Source organism: Rhodococcus sp. SORGH_AS_0303, assembly GCF_030819335.1.
In the GTDB taxonomy this organism is placed as follows: Bacteria; Actinomycetota; Actinomycetes; order Mycobacteriales; family Mycobacteriaceae; genus Rhodococcoides.
Map to the genome: position 1 here is coordinate 4,149,454 of NZ_JAUTBO010000001.1, position 24,702 is coordinate 4,174,155.

Annotated in this window: 25 protein-coding genes and 1 pseudogene; 7 read left to right on the forward strand and 19 right to left on the reverse strand. The window is 66.7% G+C overall.

Annotated elements, in window-relative coordinates; translation table 11 throughout:
• Nucleotides 1-202: 202 nt before the first annotated feature.
• Nucleotides 203-1,759 (reverse strand): Hsp70 family protein, encoded by a 1,557-nt coding sequence (locus QE449_RS19620; protein WP_307109479.1) that lies wholly within the window; start codon nucleotides 1,757-1,759, stop codon nucleotides 203-205.
• Nucleotides 1,760-1,896: 137 nt separating this feature from the next.
• On the reverse strand, nucleotides 1,897-3,219 hold the full coding sequence (locus QE449_RS19625; RefSeq protein ID WP_307096224.1) for an NAD(P)/FAD-dependent oxidoreductase: 1,323 nt from the start codon (nucleotides 3,217-3,219) through the stop codon (nucleotides 1,897-1,899).
• A gap of 112 nt (nucleotides 3,220-3,331) precedes the next feature.
• Here QE449_RS19625 and QE449_RS19630 point away from each other — a divergent pair, with 112 nt between their 5' ends.
• The 3 genes from QE449_RS19630 to QE449_RS19640 all read left to right on the forward strand — a co-directional run bounded on the left by QE449_RS19630 (nucleotide 3,332) and on the right by QE449_RS19640 (nucleotide 5,428).
• Entirely contained in the window at nucleotides 3,332-4,444 is a 1,113-nt protein-coding gene (locus QE449_RS19630; protein ID WP_081821440.1) for a GGDEF domain-containing protein, read from the forward strand.
• A gap of 26 nt (nucleotides 4,445-4,470) precedes the next feature.
• Entirely contained in the window at nucleotides 4,471-4,983 is a 513-nt protein-coding gene (locus tag QE449_RS19635) for a low molecular weight phosphatase family protein (RefSeq protein WP_307109480.1), read from the forward strand.
• Between the two features lie 85 nt (nucleotides 4,984-5,068).
• The gene (locus QE449_RS19640; RefSeq protein WP_222647945.1) at nucleotides 5,069-5,428 is read left to right on the forward strand and encodes a hypothetical protein; all 360 of its coding nucleotides are present in this window, start codon (nucleotides 5,069-5,071) and stop codon (nucleotides 5,426-5,428) included.
• A gap of 237 nt (nucleotides 5,429-5,665) precedes the next feature.
• Here the strand turns inward: QE449_RS19640 and QE449_RS19645 are convergent, their stop codons facing one another.
• Complete coding sequence (locus QE449_RS19645) at nucleotides 5,666-7,297, reverse strand: polysaccharide biosynthesis tyrosine autokinase (RefSeq protein ID WP_307109481.1); 1,632 nt, start codon at nucleotides 7,295-7,297, stop codon at nucleotides 5,666-5,668.
• Nucleotides 7,298-7,537: 240 nt separating this feature from the next.
• Between QE449_RS19645 and QE449_RS19650 the strand changes: the two genes are divergently transcribed.
• The 3 genes from QE449_RS19650 to QE449_RS19660 all read left to right on the forward strand — a co-directional run bounded on the left by QE449_RS19650 (nucleotide 7,538) and on the right by QE449_RS19660 (nucleotide 9,473).
• Nucleotides 7,538-8,020, forward strand: a complete 483-nt coding sequence (locus QE449_RS19650) for an Lrp/AsnC family transcriptional regulator (protein WP_027506980.1) — start codon at nucleotides 7,538-7,540, stop codon at nucleotides 8,018-8,020.
• A 149-nt stretch (nucleotides 8,021-8,169) separates the two neighbouring features.
• Entirely contained in the window at nucleotides 8,170-9,207 is a 1,038-nt protein-coding gene (locus tag QE449_RS19655) for a diguanylate cyclase (RefSeq protein ID WP_222633061.1), read from the forward strand.
• A gap of 77 nt (nucleotides 9,208-9,284) precedes the next feature.
• The gene (locus QE449_RS19660; RefSeq protein ID WP_056443925.1) at nucleotides 9,285-9,473 is read left to right on the forward strand and encodes a DUF2795 domain-containing protein; all 189 of its coding nucleotides are present in this window, start codon (nucleotides 9,285-9,287) and stop codon (nucleotides 9,471-9,473) included.
• Between the two features lies 1 nt (nucleotide 9,474).
• Here the strand turns inward: QE449_RS19660 and QE449_RS19665 are convergent, their stop codons facing one another.
• The 6 genes from QE449_RS19665 to QE449_RS19690 form a co-directional block, all read right to left on the reverse strand.
• Nucleotides 9,475-10,239: a GAF domain-containing protein gene (locus QE449_RS19665; RefSeq protein WP_307109482.1), complete on the reverse strand. Its 765-nt coding sequence runs from the start codon at nucleotides 10,237-10,239 to the stop codon at nucleotides 9,475-9,477.
• Nucleotides 10,236-11,012 (reverse strand): GAF and ANTAR domain-containing protein, encoded by a 777-nt coding sequence (locus QE449_RS19670; protein WP_307109762.1) that lies wholly within the window; start codon nucleotides 11,010-11,012, stop codon nucleotides 10,236-10,238. The genes QE449_RS19665 and QE449_RS19670 overlap by 4 nt, the downstream gene beginning before the upstream one ends.
• 88 nt (nucleotides 11,013-11,100) lie before the next feature.
• Nucleotides 11,101-11,844: a polyprenol monophosphomannose synthase gene (locus tag QE449_RS19675; RefSeq protein ID WP_307109483.1), complete on the reverse strand. Its 744-nt coding sequence runs from the start codon at nucleotides 11,842-11,844 to the stop codon at nucleotides 11,101-11,103.
• Between the two features lie 54 nt (nucleotides 11,845-11,898).
• Nucleotides 11,899-12,780: a sensor domain-containing diguanylate cyclase gene (locus QE449_RS19680; protein ID WP_307109484.1), complete on the reverse strand. Its 882-nt coding sequence runs from the start codon at nucleotides 12,778-12,780 to the stop codon at nucleotides 11,899-11,901.
• Between the two features lie 30 nt (nucleotides 12,781-12,810).
• Nucleotides 12,811-12,969: a hypothetical protein gene (locus QE449_RS19685; RefSeq protein ID WP_307096241.1), complete on the reverse strand. Its 159-nt coding sequence runs from the start codon at nucleotides 12,967-12,969 to the stop codon at nucleotides 12,811-12,813.
• A complete protein-coding gene (locus QE449_RS19690) occupies nucleotides 12,966-13,178 on the reverse strand; it encodes a hypothetical protein (protein ID WP_307109485.1) in 213 nt (70 codons plus the stop codon). Before QE449_RS19690 ends, QE449_RS19685 begins: the two co-directional genes overlap by 4 nt.
• A 452-nt stretch (nucleotides 13,179-13,630) precedes the next feature.
• On the opposite strand from QE449_RS19690, the gene QE449_RS19695 reads away from it, so the two are divergent.
• Nucleotides 13,631-14,521 (forward strand): cellulase family glycosylhydrolase, encoded by an 891-nt coding sequence (locus QE449_RS19695; protein WP_307109486.1) that lies wholly within the window; start codon nucleotides 13,631-13,633, stop codon nucleotides 14,519-14,521.
• Here QE449_RS19695 and QE449_RS19700 read toward each other — a convergent pair.
• The 10 genes and pseudogenes from QE449_RS19700 to gmd form a co-directional block, all read right to left on the reverse strand.
• Nucleotides 14,511-15,119: a serine O-acetyltransferase gene (locus QE449_RS19700; protein ID WP_307109487.1), complete on the reverse strand. Its 609-nt coding sequence runs from the start codon at nucleotides 15,117-15,119 to the stop codon at nucleotides 14,511-14,513. The genes QE449_RS19695 and QE449_RS19700 overlap by 11 nt on opposite strands.
• A gap of 4 nt (nucleotides 15,120-15,123) precedes the next feature.
• A complete protein-coding gene (locus tag QE449_RS19705) occupies nucleotides 15,124-16,392 on the reverse strand; it encodes a glycosyltransferase family 4 protein (RefSeq protein WP_307109488.1) in 1,269 nt (422 codons plus the stop codon).
• 2 nt (nucleotides 16,393-16,394) lie between these two features.
• The gene (locus QE449_RS19710) at nucleotides 16,395-16,772 is read right to left on the reverse strand and encodes a DapH/DapD/GlmU-related protein (protein WP_307096247.1); all 378 of its coding nucleotides are present in this window, start codon (nucleotides 16,770-16,772) and stop codon (nucleotides 16,395-16,397) included.
• Between the two features lie 140 nt (nucleotides 16,773-16,912).
• Entirely contained in the window at nucleotides 16,913-18,259 is a 1,347-nt protein-coding gene (locus QE449_RS19715) for a lipopolysaccharide biosynthesis protein (RefSeq protein ID WP_307109489.1), read from the reverse strand.
• Nucleotide 18,260: 1 nt separating this feature from the next.
• Nucleotides 18,261-19,103 (reverse strand): glycosyltransferase, encoded by an 843-nt coding sequence (locus QE449_RS19720; RefSeq protein WP_307109490.1) that lies wholly within the window; start codon nucleotides 19,101-19,103, stop codon nucleotides 18,261-18,263.
• Complete coding sequence (locus QE449_RS19725; protein ID WP_307109491.1) at nucleotides 19,100-19,999, reverse strand: glycosyltransferase family 2 protein; 900 nt, start codon at nucleotides 19,997-19,999, stop codon at nucleotides 19,100-19,102. Before QE449_RS19725 ends, QE449_RS19720 begins: the two co-directional genes overlap by 4 nt.
• Nucleotides 19,996-21,273 carry an O-antigen ligase family protein gene (locus tag QE449_RS19730; RefSeq protein ID WP_307109492.1) on the reverse strand — a complete coding sequence of 426 codons (1,278 nt, stop codon included), beginning with the start codon at nucleotides 21,271-21,273 and terminating at the stop codon, nucleotides 19,996-19,998. Before QE449_RS19730 ends, QE449_RS19725 begins: the two co-directional genes overlap by 4 nt.
• A 552-nt stretch (nucleotides 21,274-21,825) precedes the next feature.
• A pseudogene (locus tag QE449_RS21500) lies at nucleotides 21,826-21,925 on the reverse strand (DapH/DapD/GlmU-related protein); the annotation flags it as partial.
• A 483-nt stretch (nucleotides 21,926-22,408) separates the two neighbouring features.
• Nucleotides 22,409-23,386 carry a GDP-L-fucose synthase gene (locus tag QE449_RS19740; RefSeq protein ID WP_307109494.1) on the reverse strand — a complete coding sequence of 326 codons (978 nt, stop codon included), beginning with the start codon at nucleotides 23,384-23,386 and terminating at the stop codon, nucleotides 22,409-22,411.
• Nucleotides 23,387-23,392: 6 nt separating this feature from the next.
• Nucleotides 23,393-24,415 carry a GDP-mannose 4,6-dehydratase gene (gene gmd, locus QE449_RS19745; RefSeq protein WP_042576030.1) on the reverse strand — a complete coding sequence of 341 codons (1,023 nt, stop codon included), beginning with the start codon at nucleotides 24,413-24,415 and terminating at the stop codon, nucleotides 23,393-23,395.
• Nucleotides 24,416-24,702: the final 287 nt, after the last annotated feature.

Consider the following 24,702-nt stretch of genomic DNA (forward strand, 5'->3'; position numbering starts at 1 on the left):
GGATCGACACACCTCTGACACTGCTTCGTTCGTCAACGCTGGTCACGCACGACACCGCCTCTGGCTCGAGTTCCGCCGCCGACGCGCCCCGCAGCGCAGCCACCGGTCGGAAGAAGACCGGATACCGAAGATCATATCACGCAAGATACTTTCGGTTTGTTTTCAGGCCCCAGAGAAACCGACCGAGAGGTGTGACTCGGAGTCAGAACCCGGGGATCAGACCCGGCGGGATCTGGATGCCGGGCGGCAGCTGCACACCGGGGAGACCCGGGATGGTCGGCGGAGCGGGCGCGGGAGCAGGCGCCACGTCGGGAATCTCGGCGGCCGGAGCGGGCGCCTCCACCGGAGCCGGAGCGACCGGGGGAACGGTGGTGGTGGTCGGCGGCACCGTGGTGGTGGTCCGTGTGGTGGTCGCCGTCGTCGTGGACGGTGCGTCCGAACTCGACGTTCCCGCCTGATCGGCCGGGGTGACGTCGGCGGTGGACTGCGACGGCGTCGCGCCGTACCCGAGCGCGAGCCCGACGGCAGCGATCACCGCGAGACCGACGGCCGCGATGAGCGGCAGCCGTGGGCGTGACGAACGCTGTTCCGGCGCTGCTGAACCGGACCCGGAGAGCCACGAGGGAGTCTCCGCCGCGCGCGGATCCGCCACGTCGGGGCGATGCTCCGAGTCGCGAGCCGCATGGTCGATGTCGCGCGCGGAGTGCTCACGGCTCTCCACGTCGCTGTAGGCCATGGTCTCCGCGGACGGTGCGCTGAGCGCCTTCTCCGGCGCCGGTGCGTCCGGCGTGCGCGGCTCGACCGGCCCGGCGACCACGGGAGCGGACACCAGCGGTGCCGCGACGGTCGGAGCGGGAGCAGCGGGACGAGGGGCGGCCATCGGGACGGGACCGGAGTTCGACTGGCCGTCCACGGGAGTCGCGGACAGTGCCGCACCCTTCGCGGCGACCAGCTCGGGCTCCGCGGGCGTGATGGTGGGGAGACCGACCCAGCCCGCGAGCGTCGCCCGGACCAGGGGGATGCGGGATCCGCCGCCGATCATGACGAGAGCCTCGACGGGGCGGCCGGCGCGCGTGATGACATCGCGGGTGAGCCGCGCGGACTGCTCGATGGGGACGGCGACCATCGACTCGAACGCCTCGCGGGACAGCAGGATGAGCCCGCCGATACCCGGCAGGCACACGGCGCCGCTCGAGGAGAGCTGTTCCTTGGCCACGCGGCACCGGAGCTCGAACTCGCGTCCGTCCACGTCGTCCAGGCCGCTCTGCTGGCGGCCGATCTGGTTGTCGCGGATGGTGGCGTCGAACATGTTGCCGCTGACGGCGAAGCTGCGCTCGGAGGCGAGCACCTGCCCGTTGTCGAGGTCGACGACGGTGACGCTGAGACCCGAGCTGCCCAGGTCGTACAACCCGACGACGTGGAGCCCGTCGAGGTCGCCCGTGGACCGCAGGAACTGCACGGCGGCATGCACTTCGGGGACGAGGCGGTAGTTGACGATGTGCTGGCGGGCCATGGCCCGGGCGACGGCGCCGGCCTGCGCGTCGTCGCGGTAGGCGACGCCGGTGGCGGAGATCGACTCGGGGTCGGCGGGGTCGGCGAGGATGACGCCGATGGACTCGGCCGCGAGCTGCTCGGCCTGGTCGAAGGTGGTGTCGATGGCGCGGTGACGGAAGGCGGCCTCGACGCCCGCGCGCAGCCCCTGAACGGGCCTGGCCAAGCGCACGGCACTGGTGCCCACCGACACTCCCAGTACTGTCATGAGCCGCCTTGTCCGGACCGATGTACCGCACGACGAGCGCGTGCGATCACAGAGTGTAACCAGGCCGCGCCATCGCCGTCACATCGGCTGTTACGACCTGACAAACGGGGTAGGCGTCCACTTTGTCCGGAGGCCGGTCACGCGTAGGGCATGCGGGCGGTCTCCGGATCGCCGAACGTGACCGCTCGCTCGCGTCTGGTTCCCGAGGCGAGGGTCGCGGCCCAGTTGATCAAGGTGCCGGCACGGTTGCGTCGACCCGAGAGGAACGCGATGTGGATCGCGCCCCACGCGGCCCACCCGGCGAAGCCCGAGAGCTGGATCGGGCCCGCCTGCAGCAGCGCGTGCCGACGAGCGATGTAGGCCGCGCTACCGAGATCGTGGTACTTGAACGGCGACGACGCGCGCGTCCCGTTCTCGATGGTCTTCGCGATCATCGCGCCCGCGTGGCGGCCGCCCTGCATGGCGACCTCCGCGACGCCGGGCAGATCGTCGAGAGCGGCCACGTCGCCCACGACATACACGGTGGGGTGCCCCGCGACCGAGAGGTCCTTCTCCACCGGAATGCGCCCGCCACGCGCCTGCGTGACGCCCAGTGCCGACGCCAGGGTGCCGGCGAACGGCACCGCCTCGACGCCCGCGGTCCACAGCACGGTGTGGGTGTCGTAGGTCGTCTTCTGCTTGTCCGACTTGCGGGTGACCTCGATGTGGTCGGCCGTCACGTCGGTCACGTGGACCCCGAGGTGGGTCTCCACCCCGATGTGGTCGAGGGTCTTCTGGGCCTTCGCCGACAGCGTGGCGTCGAACGACTCGAGGACGCGGTCACCGCCGTGGAACAGCAGCACCCGCGCCTCGCTCGGGTCGATCGAGCGGAACTCGTGCTCGAGCGCCCCGACGGCGAGCTCACGGATCTGCCCGGCGATCTCGACGCCGGTGGGGCCGCCGCCGGACACCGCGAACGTGAGCCACGGCCGACGCTCCTCGGGAGTGGGCAGCGACTCGGCCATCTCGAACGCGCTGATGAGCTTGCGGCGGATCGCGAGCGCGTCGTCGACGGTCTTCATGCCGGGCGCGTACTTCGCGAACTCCTCGTTGCCGTGATAGCTCTGCCGCATGCCGGCGGCGAACACGAGGTAGTCGAAGGGGAGCTCGAACGTCGACCCGTCGATACGCGACGCTGTGAGACGTCGCTTCTCGAGATCGATGCCCGACGCCTCCCCGAGCGCGACGTGGGTGTTCTTCTGTCGACGCAGGAGGTGCCGCAGCGGCGAGGTGATGGATCCCTCGGACAGCAGGCCGGTGGCGCACTGGTAGAGCAGCGGTTGGAAGACGTGCGAGGTGCCGCGGTCGATCACGGTGACGTCGCCGTCGATGTGGCGCAGTCGCCGGGCGGCGTACAGCCCACCGAATCCGCCGCCGACGACGACGACACTCGGGCGCTGTCGTGAGAGTTCATCAGCCATGCTCGAAATCCTGCCACGCGAGGCCGCAGTGCTGTAACGAAGCGGGGCGTCGTCACGAACCTGTGAGTAGGTTTACCTTTCACCATTCTTCCCAGCCGAGAGTTGCCAGTCGATGTTCCGTGTTGTGGGCGAGTGGTGGAGTCGACCCTTCGACTACTCCGCGATGCCCGGCTACATGGCGCAGCGCGGACTGCAACGGCCCTACCGCCGCATGATGGCCGCAGTGGTGCTCATGGTGGTGCTCGCCGGGTCCCTGCTGCTCTTCACCAGCGGAGCACCTCCCTCACCTGCCGCCCGCGCCGTGTTCATCGCCTGCCTGGTCACGGGCGCAGTGTCGGCGCTGCTGTGGCTCCGCGGGACGTGGCCGACTCGTCGACAATCCCTCGTCTTCCTGTTCGGCGACGACGTGGCGCTGGTGGTGGGGCTGTCGATGCTGGCCGACGTGCAGGCCTCGTTCACCGTGTCCGTGGTGTTCGCCCTGCTCGGCATCTACTGCGGCTACTTCCACTCGATCCGCACGCTCGTGGCGCACATCGCGCTGACGGTGGCCGTGTCGCTCTACTTCTTCGGCTCGGCCGCCGCGGAGGGCGACAGCGACGTGGCGTACCTGTCCGTCCTGCTGGTCGTGCAGCTGGCACTGTTCCTTCTCGCACCGCTGCTCTCGCAGATCCCGCTGTCGAACCTGCGGGACGACGCGTATCAATCGGGCACCGATCCACTGACCGGGGCGCTGAACCGTCGGGGGTTGAGCGCGGTGGTGCACGCGCCGCTGCTGGCTGCGGCACGTCACGACGAGGTGGTGGCGATGATGGTGATCGACCTCGACAGGTTCAAGTCGGTCAACGACCGCGTGGGCCACGAGGGCGGCGACGAGGTGTTGCGACGGGTCTCCGAACGGTTGCAGACCAGTACGACCACCTGGGCGTATGTCGCCCGTCTCGGCGGCGAGGAGTTCTGCGTCGTCGGGATCGTGCCGTGGGCGGAGATGCGGAACCGTCTCGACGACGTCCACGCCGCCGTCCGGTGCGACGCCGACGAGGTACCCGTCACGGCGAGTGCCGGAGTCGCGTGGATCCCCGGCAGCCGGTGGACCCGCGACGCCGACGACGTCGAGTTGCTGATCCGCCGCGCCGATCGTCTGATGTACGAGGCGAAGCGCGCGGGAGGGGACAGCCTGCGGTTCGACGACCAGGCGTACACCACGACGGACAACGCGCGCACCTGACACCGGGGCGGACCTACACTCCGCTCATGCATGTCCTCTACGTCTGCACGGGCAACATCTGCCGCTCCCCCACCGCGGAACGGTTGACCGCCGCGTTCGCCCGTGACCTGAACCTGGACGTGACCACCGACAGCGCCGGCACTCGTGCCGTGATCGGGCACGGTGTCCAGGACGAGGCGGCCCGCGTTCTCGAGTCCCTGGGCGGCGATCCCACCGGGTTCGTGGCCCGCCGACTCACCCCGACCATCGCGTCCGGGGCGGATCTGGTGCTGACGATGACCTCTCGGCACCGTGACGAGGTGCTGACGGTGGCGCCGCGCAACCTCCGCCGCACGTTCACGTTGCTCGAGGCCGCGGAGTTCGCGCGGCGCACCGGGGTGATCGACCCGGCCGCGTGGGTCTCCGAGCGAGCGGCGAACCCGGTAACGCAGCTCGACATCATGGATCCCATCGGTCAGTCGACCGACGTGTACGAGCGGGTGGGCGACGCCATCTCGGAGGCGCTCGGTCCGCTGTTCGAGATCTGGGGCGCTCGCTGATCGAAGTTCGGACTGCCACCCGCCGTCTCCCCGGCTACGGTATGACTCGGCTCGAGGACACGGGCGGAAACGGAGCGCGGAGACCATGCGTGAGAGAGCTGCCGTCGCCGTCGTGATGGGTATCGCCGCGGCCGCCCTGGCCGGCGGGCTCACCGTCGCTGCCGCCGGCGGAGTGTTCGACGCGGACGTCCGACGGGTCTCTCCCCCACCCATCGACGGCACGGTCGCCGTCGTGGGCAGCTTGACCTACGCGCCCACCATCGAGGTGCCGCCGTCCCCGACGTGGCAGATCGCGCCCGTCACCACACCCCGGCCCACCACCACGCCTCCGCCGACCACCACCGCGGCCACGACGGCCGACGAGCCGACCACCACGACGAGGCGCACCCGCACGTCCACGACCACCACCACCGACGCGGACGACGCCGAGTCCGGGGACAACTGACGGTGCCGTGTCCCCCAGTCACGAACGTGGTGCACACCCGGAATACTTCCGCCACGGACGCCGTTACTCTCACCGACGGTGTTCGATCCCAATGCCCCGGGTACCAACCATCAGCCGCTTCGAGCGGCCACCTGCCGAGAGGCGCACTGGCGGGCACCGTCGCCTATGACAAAGCCGCAGACCCCTGGTCTGCGGCTTTCGTCGTTCACACGGTGCGGGTTCGAGCACCCGCCTCTGTCAGGACTGATACGGACGGCGAGGCGGCGGACGCATCGTCGACCGGCTCGGAACCTGCTCGGCCTCGTACCCGTTGCCATTGCCATTGCCATTGCCGTTCGCGTTCTCGGCCTGACGTCGAGCCGCTCGACCGCCATGGCTCCGAGTCGGCTCGTAGCGAGGCGCGGGGTAGGCCTCGGGGGCGGGTGCCGGGGTGGGCTCCGGTGCGGGTTCGGGGACCACGACCGGTGCTGCCGGCCGCACCGCGGCGGACGGAGCGTCCTGACGAGCGACCGTGGTGTCGGTCTCGTAGTAGTGGCGGTAGTCGTAGTCCCGCTTGCCGCGCGACGGGGCCATCGTGAGGATGACGCCCAGAATCGGGGCACCCACCTGCGTCAGGTTGCCCAGTGCACGGGTGAGTTCGTCCCTCTTGGTGTGGCCGTGGCGTGTCACCACGATGGCGCCGTCGGCATGCGCGGTGATGACGGATGCGTCGGTGACGGGGAGCAGCGGCGGTGCGTCGACGACGACGTAGTCGAAGTTCGCGCGGAGCGTGTCCATGACGGTGCGCGCCGCCTCGGAGCCGAGCAGCTCGGACGGGTTGGGCGGCAACGGACCCGAGGCGAGGACATCGACACCGTGAAACTTGGTCGGCTGCAGCACTTCCTGGACATCCGCCTGTCCCGACAGCACGGTGGAGAAGCCGACGGACCCGACAAGGCCGAGGTACTTCGAGACACGGGGACGACGGAGATCGCCCTCGATGAGCGCCACGTGGTGGCCGGCCTCGGCGAGGACGAGCGCGAGGTTGACGGCCGTGGTCGTCTTGCCCTCGGCGGGCACGGCGGACGTCACGACGATGACGCGCGGCGGGGAGTCCACCTCGAGGAACTGGAGGTTGGTGCGCAGTTCACGGAACGCCTCGGCGGTGCCGGAGGACGACTCGGCGAACGAGAGCGCCGCCTCCTCCTTGATGGTCTTGTCGAAGGGCACGACGCCGACGACGGGAACGCCCGAGAGATCGGCGAGGGCGGTGCGGTCCTTGATGGTGTTGTCGAGCCGGTCGCGGATCACCGCGAGCGCGATGCCGAGCAGCAGGCCGACGGCGACACCGAGAGCGAGGTTGCGCGTGGTCTTCGGTGACACGGGACCCGCAGGAACCTGGGCAGGTTCGACGACGCTGACCTTCGCCAGGGCAGCTCCGCCACCGGGGGGCGTCTCGAGATCGTCGACGAAGCCGACGAAGGTCGCGCCGATGCCGTTCGCCAGGTCGCGAGCGGTGGTGGGATTCGCGTCGGAGACACACGTGTCGATCAGCACGGTGTCGGGCGAGGACGTCGTGCGGACCTTCGACGCCAGCGTCGACGGGCTCATGGAGAGGCCGAGGCTGTCGATGGTGCGCTGCGCGACGCTCTCGCCGCCGAGGAGCTGTGTGTAGGAGGCGACGCGCTGCTGCGACGCCAGGTTGCCCTGGTACACCTCGGTCACCGAGGACGACGACGAGCCGGTGGAGACGTAGAGGCGGGTGCACGCCTCGTACACGGGCGTGGACACGAGTGAGAACACCAGCGACGCCGCTGCGGCGATCACCGTGGTCAGAACAATCACGATCCACCGCGCGCGGAGAATTCTCACGTAATCAGATATCTCCACCGAGACGACTCCTCACATCGATGACGGCCGGACCGAGCACCCTGACCACACATCTGGGGCAAACTTCTGGACTCACCTTAACCATGTCGTGACCATCGGGCATCTCGAGAACGGGGCGAAAGCTTCGCTCCGGTTTTTACGCGATAAATGTGAGAAACACCGATTTCCGAAATCACGATCGAGTTCGTGAGCACTGCATACTTCGGCCTGCTCCGCTCGCCGTGTGGCACAGTTCACCACGTGACCAAGCTCGACCGCACCGATGCTCGCCTGTTGCTCGCGCTCTGCGACATCCCTCGCGCCACGGGAGTCCACCTCGCCTCGGTCCTCGGACTGGCGCGAAACACGGTTCAGGCCAGACTCTCTCGTTGGGACGACTCACATACTCTCGCTCCGATGGACCGGCTCGTCTCCCCTCGGGACCTGGGTTATCCCCTCCGCGCGTACGTGGGCGCAGTGACGGACCAACACCGCCTCGAAGCGGTCATCGATCGACTGCGGGACATCGCCGAGGTGACCGAGGTGGTCGGTGTCTCGGGCGGAGCGGATCTACAGATCGGCGTCTCCGCCGCGGACGCCGACGATCTGTATCGCGTCGCCGGGCTCATTCTCGCGGTTCCCGGAGTCGAACGCACGACGGTTTCCGTCGTGATGCGCGAAGCGATTCCCTATCGCACACGCCCGCTGATCGAGCGACTCGCGCGCGAGAACGACAATTCCTGATTTCCGCTCCTGTTACGTGCGCGCAAAACAAGGATTCAGCCCGACGGAAGCGTGCAACCGCCCCTCGACGCAGGTTCCACGCTGATACCGTCCGACAGGTGATACGCCCAGGTTCCGGCGGCCGCAGTCGTGGTCGGTCCCGGGCACCCTTGACCGACGTCGTGCGTCGCCGTATCGCTGTGCTGATCCCGACGTTCGCCGTCCCCGGCATCCTGACGATGTTCAGCGCCGCCGGCCCGGCCGCCGGTGCCCCGCGTATCGCTGCCATCGCCGTCCTGCTGTCCACTCTTCCCGTGGCGGCAATCGTCGCCACCGCTCGCAAGTCGTTCACGTGGTGGCGCCGGGCGCGCACCCAGCGCGCCGTCGCTCTGGCCTTCACCGTCTACGCCGACGTGGGGACGTCGACCTTCCTCCTGCTGTGCAGCAGTCACGCTCTGGGTCTCGCCGGGTGCGCCCTGTTCGCGGTCATCAGTTCGTACGTCGCCTTCTTCGGCGGACGCGCCACCGTGGTGGTGCACCTGGTGCTGACCACCGTCGTGATCGGCTGGATGACAGCGCTGGTCCTGCGCGAGCAACCGATCGGCGCCATGGCCACCATCGCCGCGGCGACGAGCATCTGGCTGGCGGTCAACGCGACCATGTCCATCGTCAGCACCACCTCGATGTCCCTGCACCGGCACCTCGAGCGTCAGATCGACAGCGCCCGGACCGATCCGCTGACGGGACTACTCAACCTGCGGGGCCTGGAGGTGCAGGCGAAGCGGCAGCTCCGCGGACGGTCACAGGTGGGATTCCTGCTCGTCGACCTCGATCACTTCAAGTGGGTCAACGATCATCACGGGCACATCGCGGGCGACGGGGTGCTCGCGCTCGCCGCGCAGCGCCTGCGCGATCACCTGGGTGACCGGGCAGTGGTCGCCCGACGCGGCGGCGAGGAGTTCCTCGTGGTGCTCGACGCGCAATCCACCGGTCTGCACGCTCTCGCCGAGTCGATCCGGCTCGCGCTGTCCGACGCGTCCGACCTCATCCCGGTGACGGTGAGCATCGGGGTCTCGTGTCTCGACACCACTCGAATGACGGCGGCCCCGATCGCGTCGACCATCAACCACGGCATGCACCTCGCGGACATCGCCATGTATCGAGCCAAGGCCGCGGGCCGCAACACCGTGGTGGTCTACACGGACTGACGTCCGCACGGTTTGCCGTCCCTCTCCTCGGGTAGCTCGCACGCGAGCCATCACCCGACCGACGAGAGGACCGTCCCATGGCCGTCAATCCGATCGAACTGCAGAAGCACTTGGCCGGCGCCGACTACCCGGCGTCGCCGAAAGACCTGGCCGATCTCGCGAAGAGCAACGGCGCGGACGACGACGTGGTCGACGCACTGTCGTCCATGCCCGACGACAGCTACGACGGACCCGACGCCGTCAGCGCCGCCATCACCAAGAAGTAGGTCAGGAGTCGAAGCGCCGGGGCGGCACCGGACTCGTCGGCAGGTAGATCAGCTCCGACGATCCGATGTCCGCCGGCGCGACGTTCTGCGCGGCGATGATCGCGGCGGCGTGCTCGCTGTCCGTGGTGCCGTGCGCCCGCGCCAGGCGGGACAGCCGAGTACGTGCCGCCGACGTGGAGTCGTCGAAGAATTCGGCCAACACACCGGTCGCACCCGAGATGGTGGCCGCGCCGCTGAGTACTGCCTGCACGGCGGCCGACGCGTCGACGCGTCGTATCTCCGACGCTCCGGTGGTGAGGGCCAACGCCGTCAGGTCGGCGAGCATCTGCCCCAGCTCGTCCGGACGCTGGGTCCCCCACGGTTCGGCGGTGTAGACGGCCAGGGCGCCGAGTCCGACGCCCAGGGCGACGACCGGATACGCCCGCACGGCGCCGACGCCGCTCTCCTCGGCGAGTGCGCGGTACTGCTCCCACCGGCTGCTTCCCGCCGCCGAGGCGTCGCCGATCATGGCCACGGCCGTTTCCCGGGCACTGGTGCGGACGGGGCCGGACGTGAAGAGCCGCTCGTCGGCGGCCGCACTGCCGACACTGGCGGTGGCCACGGCATGCAGGGCATCGCCGTCCAGCAGGGAGATGACAGCGATGTGTGCGTCGAACCCGGCGAGTGCGGTGCCCGCGATGCGCTCGAGGAGGGCGGGCAGGTCGAAGCGAGTGATCAGCGTGGCGGTGATGTCGGCGAGGGCGAGCCGAGTGGGCGTCGTGTTCACCGGGGACCTCCGTTGTCTCGTTCGTCTCTCATGCTGATCCGACGGGCCACGACGTCGGCGGCGACCTCGGTGACGCTGCGCCCCCGTGCGAAGGCGTGCGCGCGCAGACGATCCATTGCCACATCGGTGGTCACCGCGAGTTGCACCGCGATCATGCCCGCCGCCACGTAGACGTCGGCGCGGCTGTACGGGCCGGCGCCCTCGATGGCGGCGACGTCCTCCGATGCCAGAGCATCCTCCGGGGTCGCCTCCGCGTCGTCGGTGTCGTCCGGGTTCACGTAGTGCCCGAGCACCGTACGCGCGATCGCGACGGCGCACATGCGGGCCGCGTCGTGCTCGACGTCGGTCAGGTCCACGGGCGTCGAGCGGTAGAGCTCCAGGACGCCGAACGACGACGCGCCACCCAGCAGCGGGTAGGCGTACATCCCGCGAGCGCCCAGCGTGGCCGCGCCCTGTCCGAAGATGGGCCAGCGGGCCGCGGAATCGGGCGAGCGGATGTCGCCCACCCGTACCGGTTCTGCGGAGCGATGCGCGTCGATGCACGGGCCTTCGCCGACGGTGAACTGCAGTTCGTCGAGCTGCTGCGAGAGGGCGTCCGTGGCGAACACGAGTTCGCGCACGTCGTGCGAGGTGCCGAGAAGCGCGACCGCGGCCCCGTCGACACCCGTCAGCCGCACCGACGTCTCGGTGACGTGGCGGATACCGGTGAACGAGGATGCACCGTCACGTGAGGACCCACGACGATCGTCGTCAGAAGTGGGGTCGTCGGGCATGGAATCCACGAGCGAACCTCCTCCGGACGCCCTGTGCGCCTCGCATCCAGTGTCCCACGCGCAGTGTCCCGGACGCGGAATGCGCCTCCTACTTTCCGATCCCGCTGCGCAGCAGCTTCCACGGGACGGCGGCAGACTCGAGCTGCACCGCGAGGCTCATCTTGGAGGTGCCGTCGACGCGCTCCTCGAAGCGGATGGGCACCTCTGCGATGCGGAGACCGTGCTTGATGACGCGGTAATTCATCTCAACCTGGAAGGCGTAGCCGTTGCTGCCGACGGACGCGACGTCGATGGTGCGCAGCGTCGACGCGCGCCAGGCCTTGAAGCCGGCCGTCGCATCCTTGACCTTCAACCGCAGGATCGCGTTGACGTACAGGTTGGCCCACTTCGACAGCGCCTTGCGGTGCCACGGCCAGTCCTCGGCGACGGCACCGCCCGGCACGTAGCGCGATCCGAGCACCACGGCGGCGTCCGATTCCTCGAGGCGCTGCACCATGCGTGGAATGGCCTCGCACGGGTGGGAGAGATCGGCGTCCATCTGCACGACGATGTCCGCGCCCTCCTCCAGCGCGCACAGGATGCCGGCGACGTACGCGCGGCCCAGCCCGTCCTTGGTGGTGCGATGCAGAACACTCACCGGGATGGCGGCGGAGGTGGTGAGCCCGTCCGCCACGTCGCCCGTCCCGTCCGGCGATCCGTCGTCGACCACGAGGACGCCGAGGTTCTTCATCTGCAGGTCGGTGAGCATTCCGACCAGCTTGGGAAGGTTCTCGCGCTCGTTGTACGTGGGTACGACGACGGTGATGCGGGGGTCAGCGGAGGCTTCGGACACTGTGGAATGGTGATCGATCGGCCGGTAGATCGCAAGAACCGGACATCCGCGTCGTCACCATGTGGCGTCAACCGGGGAACCGAGGGACCTGTCCCCATACGTCCGACCCCGTCCGCCGTCCCGTTTCGCGCTGTAGAGAAGGTGATCGGCGCGATCAAGGCAGTCGTGGATGTCCTCGTCGACACCCAGCATCGCCCAGCCGGCGGAGAACGTCTGTTCCTCCGGCATGACAGCGATCAGCCGGGTCAGGATCGCGGTGACGCCCTCGGGGCCGCCACCGGGGACCGCCATCGCGAACTCCTCGCCGCCCCAACGAGCCAGCACGACATCAGGACCGAGCATCCGTGTCGCGGCGTCGGCAAATCCGACCAGCAGAGCATCCCCGGCGGCATGGCCATGGGCGTCGTTGTAGGACTTGAACAGGTCGAAGTCGAGCATCGCGAGAACCAACGATCTTTTCCCGACCAGCGACTGCACGCGCTCACGCCATCCTCGACGGTTCAGCACGCCGGTGAGGCCGTCGGTCATCACAGCCTGCGCGAGGGCGTCTTCCTTGGTGCGACGGTCGGTGATGTCGTGAATCACCGCCATCGTCCAGACGGTTCCGTCGGCGGTGACGACACTGGTCGTCGACACCCATCCCCACCGGATCTCACCGTCGGGGCGCAGGTACCGCTTCTCCACCCGCAAGATTTCGCCTCGCCGGTCGGCGTCGGCGGTGAGCTGCTCCATGCCGACATGCTGGGCGATGTCGTCGGGATGGCTGAACCCGCGTGAGGACAGTCCCGCGATGTCGTCCCACGAGCGACCGACAAGACGGCAGTAGGCATCGTTGGCCAGCACCAGCAAGCCGCACTCGTCCGCCAGCGCCATGGGAACGGTGCTGGCGTCGAACATCGCCTGGTACGTGCCCTCGTCCACCTGCCGAGAACTCATGTCACGAGCGTACGCAGGTCAGAGCCGTCGTCAGGTCCTCATCGCCCGGACGGCCGCCAGAGCGGTCGCGCCGACGAAGCCCCAGATCGCGACCGGTGCGCCACCGGTGACCATCAGCGTCAGCGTGGTGCAGAAAAGAAGGACCGACAGGGCCGCCCAGATCCGCGCGTCGACGCGAGACGCCCTCACTTACGACCCTTGCCCTTGTGGCCGCGCGACACGTCGTCCGGATCTGCGACTGCGGTGCCGGAGATGACGCGCTCCTCACACGACGTCTCCCCGCCTCCGATCTCGCCCACCAGTCCGCCGATGGCGGCGCCGACCGCGACACCGAGAGGACCACCGCCGGCGCCGAGCATTCCGCCGACGCTCGCTCCGCCCATGGCGCCGGTGAGCATCCCGGAAGAGCACTCGTCGACGGCTGTCTCGAACGACTCGACGACATCCAGTAACGGATTCGACGTGGTCGATGCACTCGCAGTTCCCGCCCCCGCAACCGCTGTCGCGACCGCTACGAGCGTGGTGCCGACAATGCGCCTTGTGATCAAGATGTCCCCCGACGTCGTGGGGAACCGACCGTCGGTCCCCCTGCGACGTCAAGCAGAACAGCGGGGTGGGCGGGAGTCCATGACGCGGGCGCACGAACTGTGTTGCCGTACATGCACGCACGGCAACCTGCACTTAGGATGACAGCGTGCAACGGTGGAAAGCGGGAAGTGTCGCCGTCGTACTCTTCGCTGCTTCGTGCACCCCGGCGACATCGCCCGATCCCGCCCTGCCACCGGTGCCGGCGTTCGACGCCGACCTACCAGCCGTGACCGCCGCCTTTCTGGACGCTGAATCTGCAACGGTGCCCTCACCGGCCGACGCGATGACCTCGATCACCGATGCCGGGTTCGAGGCCGTGCGCGTCACGGTTCGATGGTCATCGGTCGAACCGGTCCGAGGTGAATTCGATTGGGAGCGCGTCGACGCCACGATTCACGCCGCTCGCGAGCGCGGCCTTGCCGTACTCGGTGTCGTCACGTGGGCTCCGTCGTGGGCAGTGCCGCCCGACTATCGGGCCACGGCCCATCCCGCTCCGTCGGATCCCGCAGTGTTCGCGCAGTTCGCTTCGCTTGCAGCGGAACGGTTTCGGGGTTCCGTACAAGCATGGGAGGTGTGGAACGAACCCAATATTTCTGCAGCTTTCGGCCCGAACGTGGATCCGGAGAAATACTGCCGCATCCTCACGGCCACACACGACGCCATCGAACGCGCCGATCCGGATGCGACCGTCGTCGCCGGAGGATTGTCTCCGGCGGTCGACTCGACGTCGACCCTCGCGCCCGCCACCTTCGTTCGCGCGTTGTATCTCTGTGCAGCAGGGTCTTTCGACGCGGTTGCGATGCATCCGTACAGCACGCCGAAACTGTTGAGTGACACCACCGCGTCGGGATCCGCTGCCGATATCGCTGCCGTACGAGCGGTCATGGTGGAGAACGGTGATGACGATGCACGTATCTGGTTCACCGAGTTCGGCGCACCGACCGCAGCGTCGTCACCTGGTGTGTCCGACGCTCGGCAGGCCGAGATCATCGGTGACGGGGTCGCGTACCTTCGATCCCTGGACTTCGCCGGCCCCACCTTCGTCTTCGATTTCCAAGATCTGGACAGTGGCGAGGCGAACCCCGAGTACAACTACGGCATCCTGCGTTCGGACGGTGATCCGAAGCCGAGCGCGTCCCTGCCTACCCGGTGACCGACGTCGGTGTGGAGATGTCCACCGGCCGTGCCGCGACGAGGGTTGCTCCGGGTGGGACATCGCGAGTGACCACCACATTGGGCCCGATCCACGCACCGTCACCAATGGTGATGCCACCGGCAACGACCGCCCCGGTCGCCACCGTCACATCGTCTCCGATCGTGGGCCGCCCAGTGGTGGAGTGCCCGATCGTCACATTCTGATTCACCCAGAAGTTCCGCCCGATGGACGCTGCGTCGACGATCGTCGATCCTCCGTGGTGCACGAACAGTCCTGGACCGATCGGCCCCGGAACGAGGACGAGTCCGGTCTTACCGGGGTACAGGCGTCGAAGTAACCGCCTGACGATGAACGGGGCGGCCGCCAACCTCAGATGGACCATCGACCGGAATTCGGGGAGAGCCCCGACGAGATACGCGAAACGATCCCGAGCGGTCAACCCGAGCAGGGAGGGTACGGCCACGCTGACGATCGCACGATCGACATCCGACGTCACCACGTCACTGGGCACGTACGCGTCGACCGCGGCCCGGAGAGCAGCGGAGTAGATTCTGGCAGCAATGAGGAGCGCGCGTTTGTCTTCCGTGTAGACCATGTCGCTAGTGCCTTTCCGACTGTGACATCCGCATTCCGAGCAGGCCGTCCGCCCACTCCCCGATTCGAGAAACTCCGACCGAGCGAGACAGCGCGCTGTCGGCGAATCCTCTGCCCGACAGACCCATTCGAGCGCTACCCGGTGCGTCGCTCGCCATGTCGATGACGGCGGCGAGCAATGATTCGGGATCTCCCGGGTCGATCCTCCGGCCGGCGCCGGACAGCTCGATCTGCGCACTGGTGACCGAGTCTGCAGATGTAGCAGCCAGGACGGGTGTGCCGCTGGCGAAGTAGGTCGTCAGTTTGCTCGGCACCGCCATGTCCGTGAGGGTCGGCAGTTCGTTGACCAGGAGAACGTCGGCCGCCGCCAGCGACGCGCGGAATTGGTCGTCGGGAAGCGGCCGAAGAAATGTCATCGTGTCCACGCCGTCCCCGCTCCGTTCCAGCGCCTCTCGTTGATTCCCGTCGCCGACCAGGTAGAAGTGCACATTCCGTCCGCGGTCCCGCGCCACGCGCGCAGCATCCACGACGGTGTGCAGACCTTGCTTGACGCCCATGTTGCCGGCGTGCACTGCGATCACGGCGTCCTGCGACCATCCGAGCATGCGTCGTGCCTCGACGCGCGACGGCCGGTCGACGTGGCGTTGGTGGTTCCAGTTGGGTACGACGGACACGCGCTCTCTGTGCACGCCGAGACTGTCGACGACGTGCTCGGCGAAACGTTCGTGAATCACCGCCACACCGTCCGCCGCACGGAACACTGCGCTTTCGACGGCCGAGATCGCCGCCGCGGCCACCGTCCCTCCCGAACCGGTCTGCACGATCCCACGCCCGTAGAGGTCCTGCACCCAGACACCTATCCGCGGGCGCGCGCTCCGGGTACGCAGATACGCGACCACGCAGGCCGATGTCAGCAGTGCTGGTGTCACGCAGATGACCAGATCTGCGCCCGACAGGTCGGCATCCGACGCTCCACGGACGTCGTTCATCACCAGTCGGCGTCCCACGGACAGTTCCAGCCGACTGCGCCCGGTGAGCGACGGGCGCGCCGGAACGTGATGTCTGACGCGGGTCACCTGGACGCCGTTGATCACTTCGCGGATACGGGGGCTGCCGTATCTCGGGTCCGCTGCCCACCGCGGGTAGTGCGGAAAACCGGTGCACACGCGGACGTCGTGGCCGGAGGACGTCAGGTGCTCTGCTGCGTCGGCGGTGTACGGCGCGATACCCGTCACCTCCGGCCGGTAATTGACTCCGACGAGTGCGATGCGCACGGTCACCCCCGGCGTTCTCTGATGTCGAATCGGCCGCGCCGCCGCTCCCACAAGTCATCTGTGGACGCCATGCGGCGAGCGGGGTTACCCGCGACGACGGTGTCCGGTTCGACGTCGCACGTCACGACCGAACCCGCCCCGACGATGGCGCCGGCCCCGATGGTCACTCCGGGAAGCACTACCGTGCCGAGCCCGACGAAAGCCTGCTCACCGATGACGATGGGTGACGCACTGAACAACTCCTGATTCTCGGGGAGCATGCCACGGCGCTCCGACACCCGATCGAGCGAGAAATCATGCGTCAGCAGGACGACGTTCTCCGACAGCACACATCGGTTGCCCAGGCGAATAGCTCCCGGCCCGAACATGTCGAAACGCACACTCGGCGATATCCACAGCGGACGCCCGTCGTGTTCGACTCCGGCCCGATCCATCAATCGCACAACGAGTTTCATGTACGCGGACTGGTGGAATTTCGCGAGTCCGCGAAACAAGGGGAGAACTGTCAGCGGGAAAGCCATCACACCACCTCCGGGCGTCGTGCGAGCAGAGCCGGGGCTCGGCCGAGCCCCGGCAGTAGTTGACATACGCACACCGACACTGCGGTGACGATCACGACGGCCGGCGCACCACCGCTCGGCACGATCAGGATCGCTGCGGCCGAGGTCGTGAGCGCCATCGCTACAAGGCACCACGCTTGCCATCGCGCCTCACTGGCCTGAATGAGCAGGACACCGGTGGGGAGATGTGCGACCTGGACGACCAGCAGGACGGCGAATGCTGTTGCCAGGCTTACAGACACCTCGATCTCGGAACCCGACAGGACACGGGCGGCGAACGGTGCGAGCGCAACGAACGGGACGGACGCCAGCACTGCGGACACGGCGAACAACGCGACGCACTTCTTCCACAGTGCAACGAGTTCGGGTACCGACGTGCGGGAGGCGAAGATGGGCCACAAGGCGGCTCCCGCAGTGGAGAAGACGGCCCAGACCACACCGTAGAGCTGAGCAGCGAGTGCATACGCGGATAACTCCATCGGTGTCGACAGATGAGCGAGGACCACTCGCTGTGACTGCAGTCCGAAGGGAACGCCGACGCTGATGACGAAGAGCCAGAACGACCCCTGCAGAAGCGTCCGTGTGCTCGGCCGCCGTGTCGACCGATCCTCGGCGCCGATACCCAGGATGGACCGACGTCCCAACAGACGGAAGACCCAGACCGTGCCTGCCACATTCACCAGGAACGCACCGAGCAGTGGTGGCACGACGAACCAGATGCCTCGTACCCCGGCAGCGTGAGCCGACGCGACGAGGAGCAGTCCGGTCACGGACATACACATCGTCACTACCACCGAGTGGTGATTCCGTCCGGAACCGATCAGCAATCTCAGGTTCAGTGCGGCGGGAACGGTCCACGCCCACACGATGACGGCGACCGTGATCGCCCACCGATCCTGGGGCCCTGTACGGATACCGAGGAGCGAACCCCACGCGTCGAGGGCGGCGATGACGCACGCCAGGAGGGTCAGTCCGACTGCGATGAGAGCGAGCACCGAGTACGCCCGGCGGACGACGGCATGAGCATGTGCGTCGTCAGGCAGGTTCGTGCTCTTCGACACCGCAGTGGTGACCACCGCGCCGATGCCGAGGTCTGCGAAGGGCAGCAGCAGGCCCACTGTCGTGATCAGTGATACCAGTCCGTAGACCGCCTCACCTGTGGACCGTACGACGATCGCGGTCGACACGAGTCCACAGACCGCGATGACCGGTGTTCCGGCAATACGAAACCCTGTGCTGTAGAACAGGGATCGGCGCTCGGATTCCAGCAGGCCTGCCGATCCGGTTCCGGATCGTGCACTGGTCATGTCAGATCTCCGACGCCGTGCGCGGCGGGGAGGAACGCGAGAGGCTCGCACGGTTCGCCGTGATGGCCGATCGGGCCGCCAGCCCGACTCGCGCGCGCGCTTCCAGGACTCGGGACAAAAGTCGCGATGCACGGCGTCCCCCGATGGGATACCACTCGACGGTGTCCCACATACGACGCACGTCCGTGTAGTGCTCGCGCAGTCCACGCACCGTCCCCGCCCCGGTCGTATCGAAGTCGCAGAGGACGTCGTCGACCACCAGTGGTGGGGTGTGCAGCGACGCGGCGAGCATGAGGAGTTGATCGGCCGCGATTCCGAACTGTTCGTCGTACGAGCCGACAGAGGCGAGGACATCGCGCCCGAAGAAACTGGCCTGATGGGGAATCGGGCGCGTACCCAACGCGAATGCGGTGCGGTCGAACGAGGTCGTGCGCCAGACGTCGTGTCCACTGTGGGGAGGTATCAACCGTGCCGATCCGAAGCCCCAGCAGGAGCGTGCTCGAGCTACCGACCCCAGGGCGGACGCGATCTCGGACAGCACACCGGGATGCGAGAACGTGTCCGACGAGTGCAGGAACCAGACGACGTCTCCACTCGCGAGCGCCGATCCGATGTTCATGGCCGGATAGCGACCACCGTCGGGCTCGGACCTCCAACGTCCGACTCCGCTGTGCTGCAACATATCTTCGACCCGTGCGCCGCTTCCCCCGTCCACGACGATGTGCTCGACGTGGGGGTAGTACTGCTCCGCGGTACTGGCGATGGTGCGCCGAAGACCGTCCTCGTCCTGGTAACTGATCGTGACGACACTGAACGTGACAGCGTCGCCGGGAGGCCCGGTCACCCGACTCGCCTGCCCATCGGTGCGACGACGACGGCCAATTTCGCCATCGCGTACAGGTACGCCATGGGCCCTGGACGGCCGTGCGTGATCCCGTGTCCGATGGCCGACACGACGCCGCTGGCCGAATGTGCCGACGCCGCGGCCGTCACTGCGCTGGTCAGGAAGTAATCGCCTCGGGTCCGGGCCGAACTGGAGCCCAGATACGTGTCACCCCAGTCGATGTAGTCGGCTGTGCGGTCGTCGAAGGAGCGCGACACCGAGTCCGATGTCACGGTGTAGATGGTGTAGCACTCCGCGATCTGTCGAATCACCAGGTCGTCGAACTTCCCCTGGAGTGTCATCAACCACGTGGGTTCGTCGTGAACCGCGTCTCCGACCGAGTCCAGCGGCACCTCGAGCGCAACGTTTCGGGGGAAGCACAATGTGGACGACTGCAGCATTCCGTCGCCGAAGAACAACGTGGAGCGGCGGAACAGATAGTCGGCCACCGGTTGCGCCGGTCCGATCACCGTTCTGGGCCAAACCTTCTCGCGGCGACCGACGCCTCGAACTGCTGCACGGCACGCGACGATCCACCGATCCGAGCCGGTAGCGAGTCCCTCTGCAACTTGACGTTCCAACTTGTACGGATGCCACAGATCGTCGTCGTCCAACAGCGCGACGATGTCTCCCCGGGCCGCCCGAACCCCGACCTGCCGAGACGCGGAAGCGCCGGTGCGTTCGGGAACGGTCACGAGGCGGATTGCCGGGTGGTCCGGCAAGTCCAACGCGACACGGTCGTCGTCGGCGATGACGACGATGACCTCGTCGGGCGGGCAGGTCTGGTCGAGAGCGGACTCCACCGCGCGACGGACGGTAGGGCGACCGATGGTCGGAACTATCACGCTGACGGTCACTGTGACTCCTCGAGTAGTCGATGCCGGCCCGTGTAAGCGGGCTCCACCGGTGTGGGTGCATGCGGGCGTGCGGGCCGTGTAGGCGATGGTCGCGACGAGGTGCGATCCGGGGCGGACACCCGTACTCGGCGGCGATGAATGGTGAGACGGACAGCGAGACAGGCGACGACGGCGCATACCGCGGCGAGGTTGTAGCTCCACGGCGAGAACGCCAGGTCCCATGCCGACTGGAAGCCGACCGTGATGACGAGAGGCATCCACCGCCCGGCGTCGAGTGGTCCGGACGCGAGAAGCATGGCGGCGAACAGCAGCCACACAGGAAAGAGGACGGCCAGCACTCCGCCTTCGGCCCATGATCCGAGAATGATCGAGTGGAGTGACACGGAACCGTTGGGAAGTCGCCAGAGATATTCGATGGGGTAACTACGGGCGAATCCGAGGTCACTCGCGAAGCGACGCGCGGCGGCGAAGGTCGTGGAGTCGATGTGATCGGCGTTGCCCCATCCCAGCAGTGGTCGCGCCGCGATGGCAGTCAGTGACAGGGGCGGCTCGGTTCGTCCCGCCAGAAGCGGTGAGACGTGCGCAGTGGCTTGCAGTTCGACTTTCTCCTGAAGCTTCGAACCCAGAGTGCCGTTCGCGCCCAGGGACGTGATGACCACGGAGAATGCGATACCCACTACGGCAAGTGCAGCGGCCGTTCGGACTCGCGACATCGGGGCTCGCCGACCGCGGCAGAGCACCACGACAGCAGCCAGAACACAGATCAACGCATGGGATCGGTAGTTGAGTAGGACGCTCGCCCCGGCGAGACCGGTGAGGGCCAGGACAGACCACCATGGTCTGACGGTCTTCGATGCGATCACGTAGAGAACCAGAACTGTCATCGGAGGTGCGAGGCCGTACTTCCAGATGTCGGCCAGTGATCCACCGGTGGTGAGATCGGTACCGAGGACGACGTAGAAGCCGACGGTTCCCAGGCTGATACCGGCCAGGAGCGCCAGGATCTCGTCCAGGGACGACGCCAACACTGATATGCCCACGATGTACAACGCCACTGCGGGAAATACCAACATCGTTTGGTTGGTCGGACTGGTGCCATTGACTGCTGCGGCCACTGCGTAGCCGACGCTACCCAAGCCGACAAGCACGATCGGAACGAAGGATCGCGGTGTCGGCCACCGCATCAGATACATACCGGAAATGGCGATGCACACCACGGAGAAACCCGTCGCACTGATATTGACCAGCGGCCACACGGCGGTACTGCCCAGCATGATCAACACGCCACGGGAGCGAGCAGCGACTCGGAGCGTAGCCGGCCCCGAGACGGGCAAGGGCACGTCACTCACTCGGCCGACACGTGTCCGGCAGGCCGATTGCGCTGTGCCGGTGGTTATCGTCTCGACGCCGGACAGTTCGACGACGGGCACCGGGGTGGCAGTCGCGGTGTCCGTTGCCGTCATCTCGTGCACCCCCCGTTGTCCGATCCTCCTGGGCGGACACTGCCGACCTGCCGAGAAACATACCTCCGTAAAGGGTCTGGGGTGCAGGTGAATCAGAAAGGCGTACTTCCATTAACAGGCAACGCAAACAATGGCATTGGGCTGTTTCCCGCGGGATCACCAGGCTTACCGAGTAAGAGCGTGAGCAACGCGATTCGAGACCGACCGAATGTCCGATAAATCAGCGGTCGTGCGTCACCTCAGGACCTCCGCCCTGCAAACCGCCCGGTTTTGCTAACGGCGTGAATCACATTTGCAGCGGGGGTCCGACGACTTTCTTGGCGACTGCGGGAACCCCCGCGTACAGGGTGTTCGCCTCGCAGTCTCTGGTGACGACGCTGCCGGTCGCGATGACAGCCCCGTCCCCTATCGTCACTCCCGGAAGGACCGTGACATTGGAGCCGATCCAGACGCCACGACCGATGACGATCGGTTCGTTGCGGGCCGCTCCGAAGCGCGTGAGGCCTGTGCCGATGTCGTGGCCACAGGTGACCAGCATCGAGCGGTACCCCAATCCTGATCCGGCCACCGATGGAAATGGGTGCACCGAGATCGAGGAAGCACCCGTAATTGAGGATGCACCGAGGTCCCATCGTAAGACCGGACCAGCTCCCGAAGAAGCATCCCGGGTTGATGATGGCGCTGGAATGCACGTCGTGTCCGGTGACCCGGAGACCCTGCACGCGAGCGCGACGAGGAACCAGCGGACTCGCCAGAACTGTGTTCAGGTAGAAGTCTCGGGGCAGAGGTGCGACTTCGTCGGAGAAAACCGCTGAAATGGCGGAACGGGACGGTAGACCGGTCATGGCGACACTTCTCTCGAGTTCGATGGTCGACGTTCACGGCCGATCATGCAGCATGAGAGCGCGTTTCGAGGACCGACCGTACCGACCGTCGGTACATCGACTCACTCGCGAATGGTGTCCATGTGCTCACGGAACCAGTCGACGGTCGCACTGATGCCCTCTTCGAGACCCACCGTGGGTGACCAACCGCTCGCCGTCAGAGTCGAGACGTCCAACAGCTTTCGGGGAGTTCCGTCCGGCTTCGTCGTATCCCACTCGATGTCGCCGGTGTAACCGACGGCGTCCGCCACGATCGCGGCGATTTCTTCGATCGTGTGATCCACACCCGTGCCGACGTTCACCTGCTGAGGCCCGTCGAAGTGCTCGAGCAGGTGCAGGCAGGCTGATGCCATGTCGTCCACGTGGAGGAATTCCCGACGGGGGCTACCGGTCCCCCAGTTGGTCACTGCGGCTGCATCATTGCGCCGCGCTTCGTCGTAGCGTCGGATCATGGCCGGCAGTACGTGCGACCCCTTCGGGGAGAAGTTGTCGCCGGGCCCGTACAGGTTGGTCGGCATGGCCGAAATCCACGGTAGGCCGTACTGCCGGCGCACGGCCTGCACCTGAAGGATGCCCGCAATCTTGGCGATGGCGTACGCGTCGTTGGTCGGTTCGAGCAGACCGGTGAGGAGCGAGTCTTCACGAATGGGCTGGTCGGCCAGTTTGGGGTAGATGCAGGACGACCCGAGAAAGAGCACCCGCGGAACCTGCTGTTCGAGGGCAGCGTCGAGAACGTTCACCTGGATCTGCAAGTTTTCGCTGAGGAAGTCGACCGGGTACGTGCTGTTGGCCATGATCCCACCGACCTTCGCGGCAGCAAGGACCACCACGTCCGGCGTCGACTCGGCGAAGAAATCGAACACGGCCTGGCGGTTCTTCAGATCCAGCTCGGACGACGTCCGGCCGACGAGATGAGAGAACCCCTGATCCTCGAAATGGCGCCACAGCGACGACCCCACCAGTCCCCTATGGCCGGCGATGTACACCGTCGAAGAACGATCGAGGGCGGTCGGCACGAAGTCGAGCGGCTCTTCAGGCATACGTCGTCACTTCCAGTCGGGGAGCGCAGGTGAGTCGATCCACGGCCGCCCTTCGTGCTCCAGAGCGGCAATGTCTGCGTCCACCATGATCTTGGCGAGCTCGGGCGTGTGCACCGAGGCCTTCCAGCCCAGCTTGCTTTCGGCCTTGCTCGCATCTCCCACGAGCGCGTCCACCTCGGTGGGCCGCAGGTAGCGCTCGTCGAACTTGACATGCTCCTCCCAGTCCAAGCCGGCGTGTTCGAACGCGGTGGTGAGGAAGTCGCGCACGCTGTAGTTGCCGCCGGTGGCGAGCACGAAGTCCTCCGGCTCGTCCGCCTGCAGCATCCGCCACATGCCCTCGACGTACTCGGGTGCGTAACCCCAGTCGCGGATGGCATCGAGGTTGCCCATGTAGAGGTGCTTCTCGGTTCCCGCCTTGATGCGGGCGACCGCACGCGTGATCTTCCGGGTGACGAACGTTTCGCCTCGACGGGGCGATTCATGGTTGAACAGGATGCCGTTGACTGCGAACAGGCCGTACGCCTCGCGGTAGTTGCGCGTCACCCAATAGGAGTAAACCTTCGCCGCTCCGTACGGCGACCGAGGGTAGAACAGCGTGTCCTCGTTCTGCGGCGGCGGCGACGCACCGAACATCTCCGAGCTCGACGCTTGATAGAAGCGGCACTGCACGCCGGCCAGACGGACCGCTTCGAGAAGGCGGATGGAACCGATGCCCGTGGTGTCACCGGTGTGCTCGGGCTCGTCGAAGCTCACCCGCACATGCGACTGAGCGCCCAAGTTGTACACCTCGTCCGGGCGAATCTCCGACATCAAGGTCACCAGCCGGGCACCGTCGCTCAAATCACCGTAATGAAGGAACAATTTGGCGTCCGGATCGTGAGGATCCACATAAAGGTGGTTGATTCTCGAGGTATTGAAACTAGACGACCGCCGAATGAGCCCATGGACGACATAGCCCTTGCTCAGCAGCAACTCGGCAAGGTAGGAGCCGTCTTGCCCGGTGATTCCCGTTATCAGAGCAGTTTTCACGACAGTTCCCCTACTGTTTCAAGCGGCATATGACGCATAATCTTAATCACGACAGCAACTTTCAGGCGACTCGAGCGACGAAAATCTATTGCCTGCCGCTGTTTAGGAACCGCTACCGAGCACCATGCCTCGAGTAGCGAGCCACAACCGGCCAGACTATTATCACCTCACACAGTAACGAGGTCGTGATAATCGAACGTGCAGGTCGATTGCGCGTCAGGGGGTTCGACAGTGTCCAGCGCAGGCAACAGCACAAGTACAGACACCACACGAGTCTCCGTCGGATC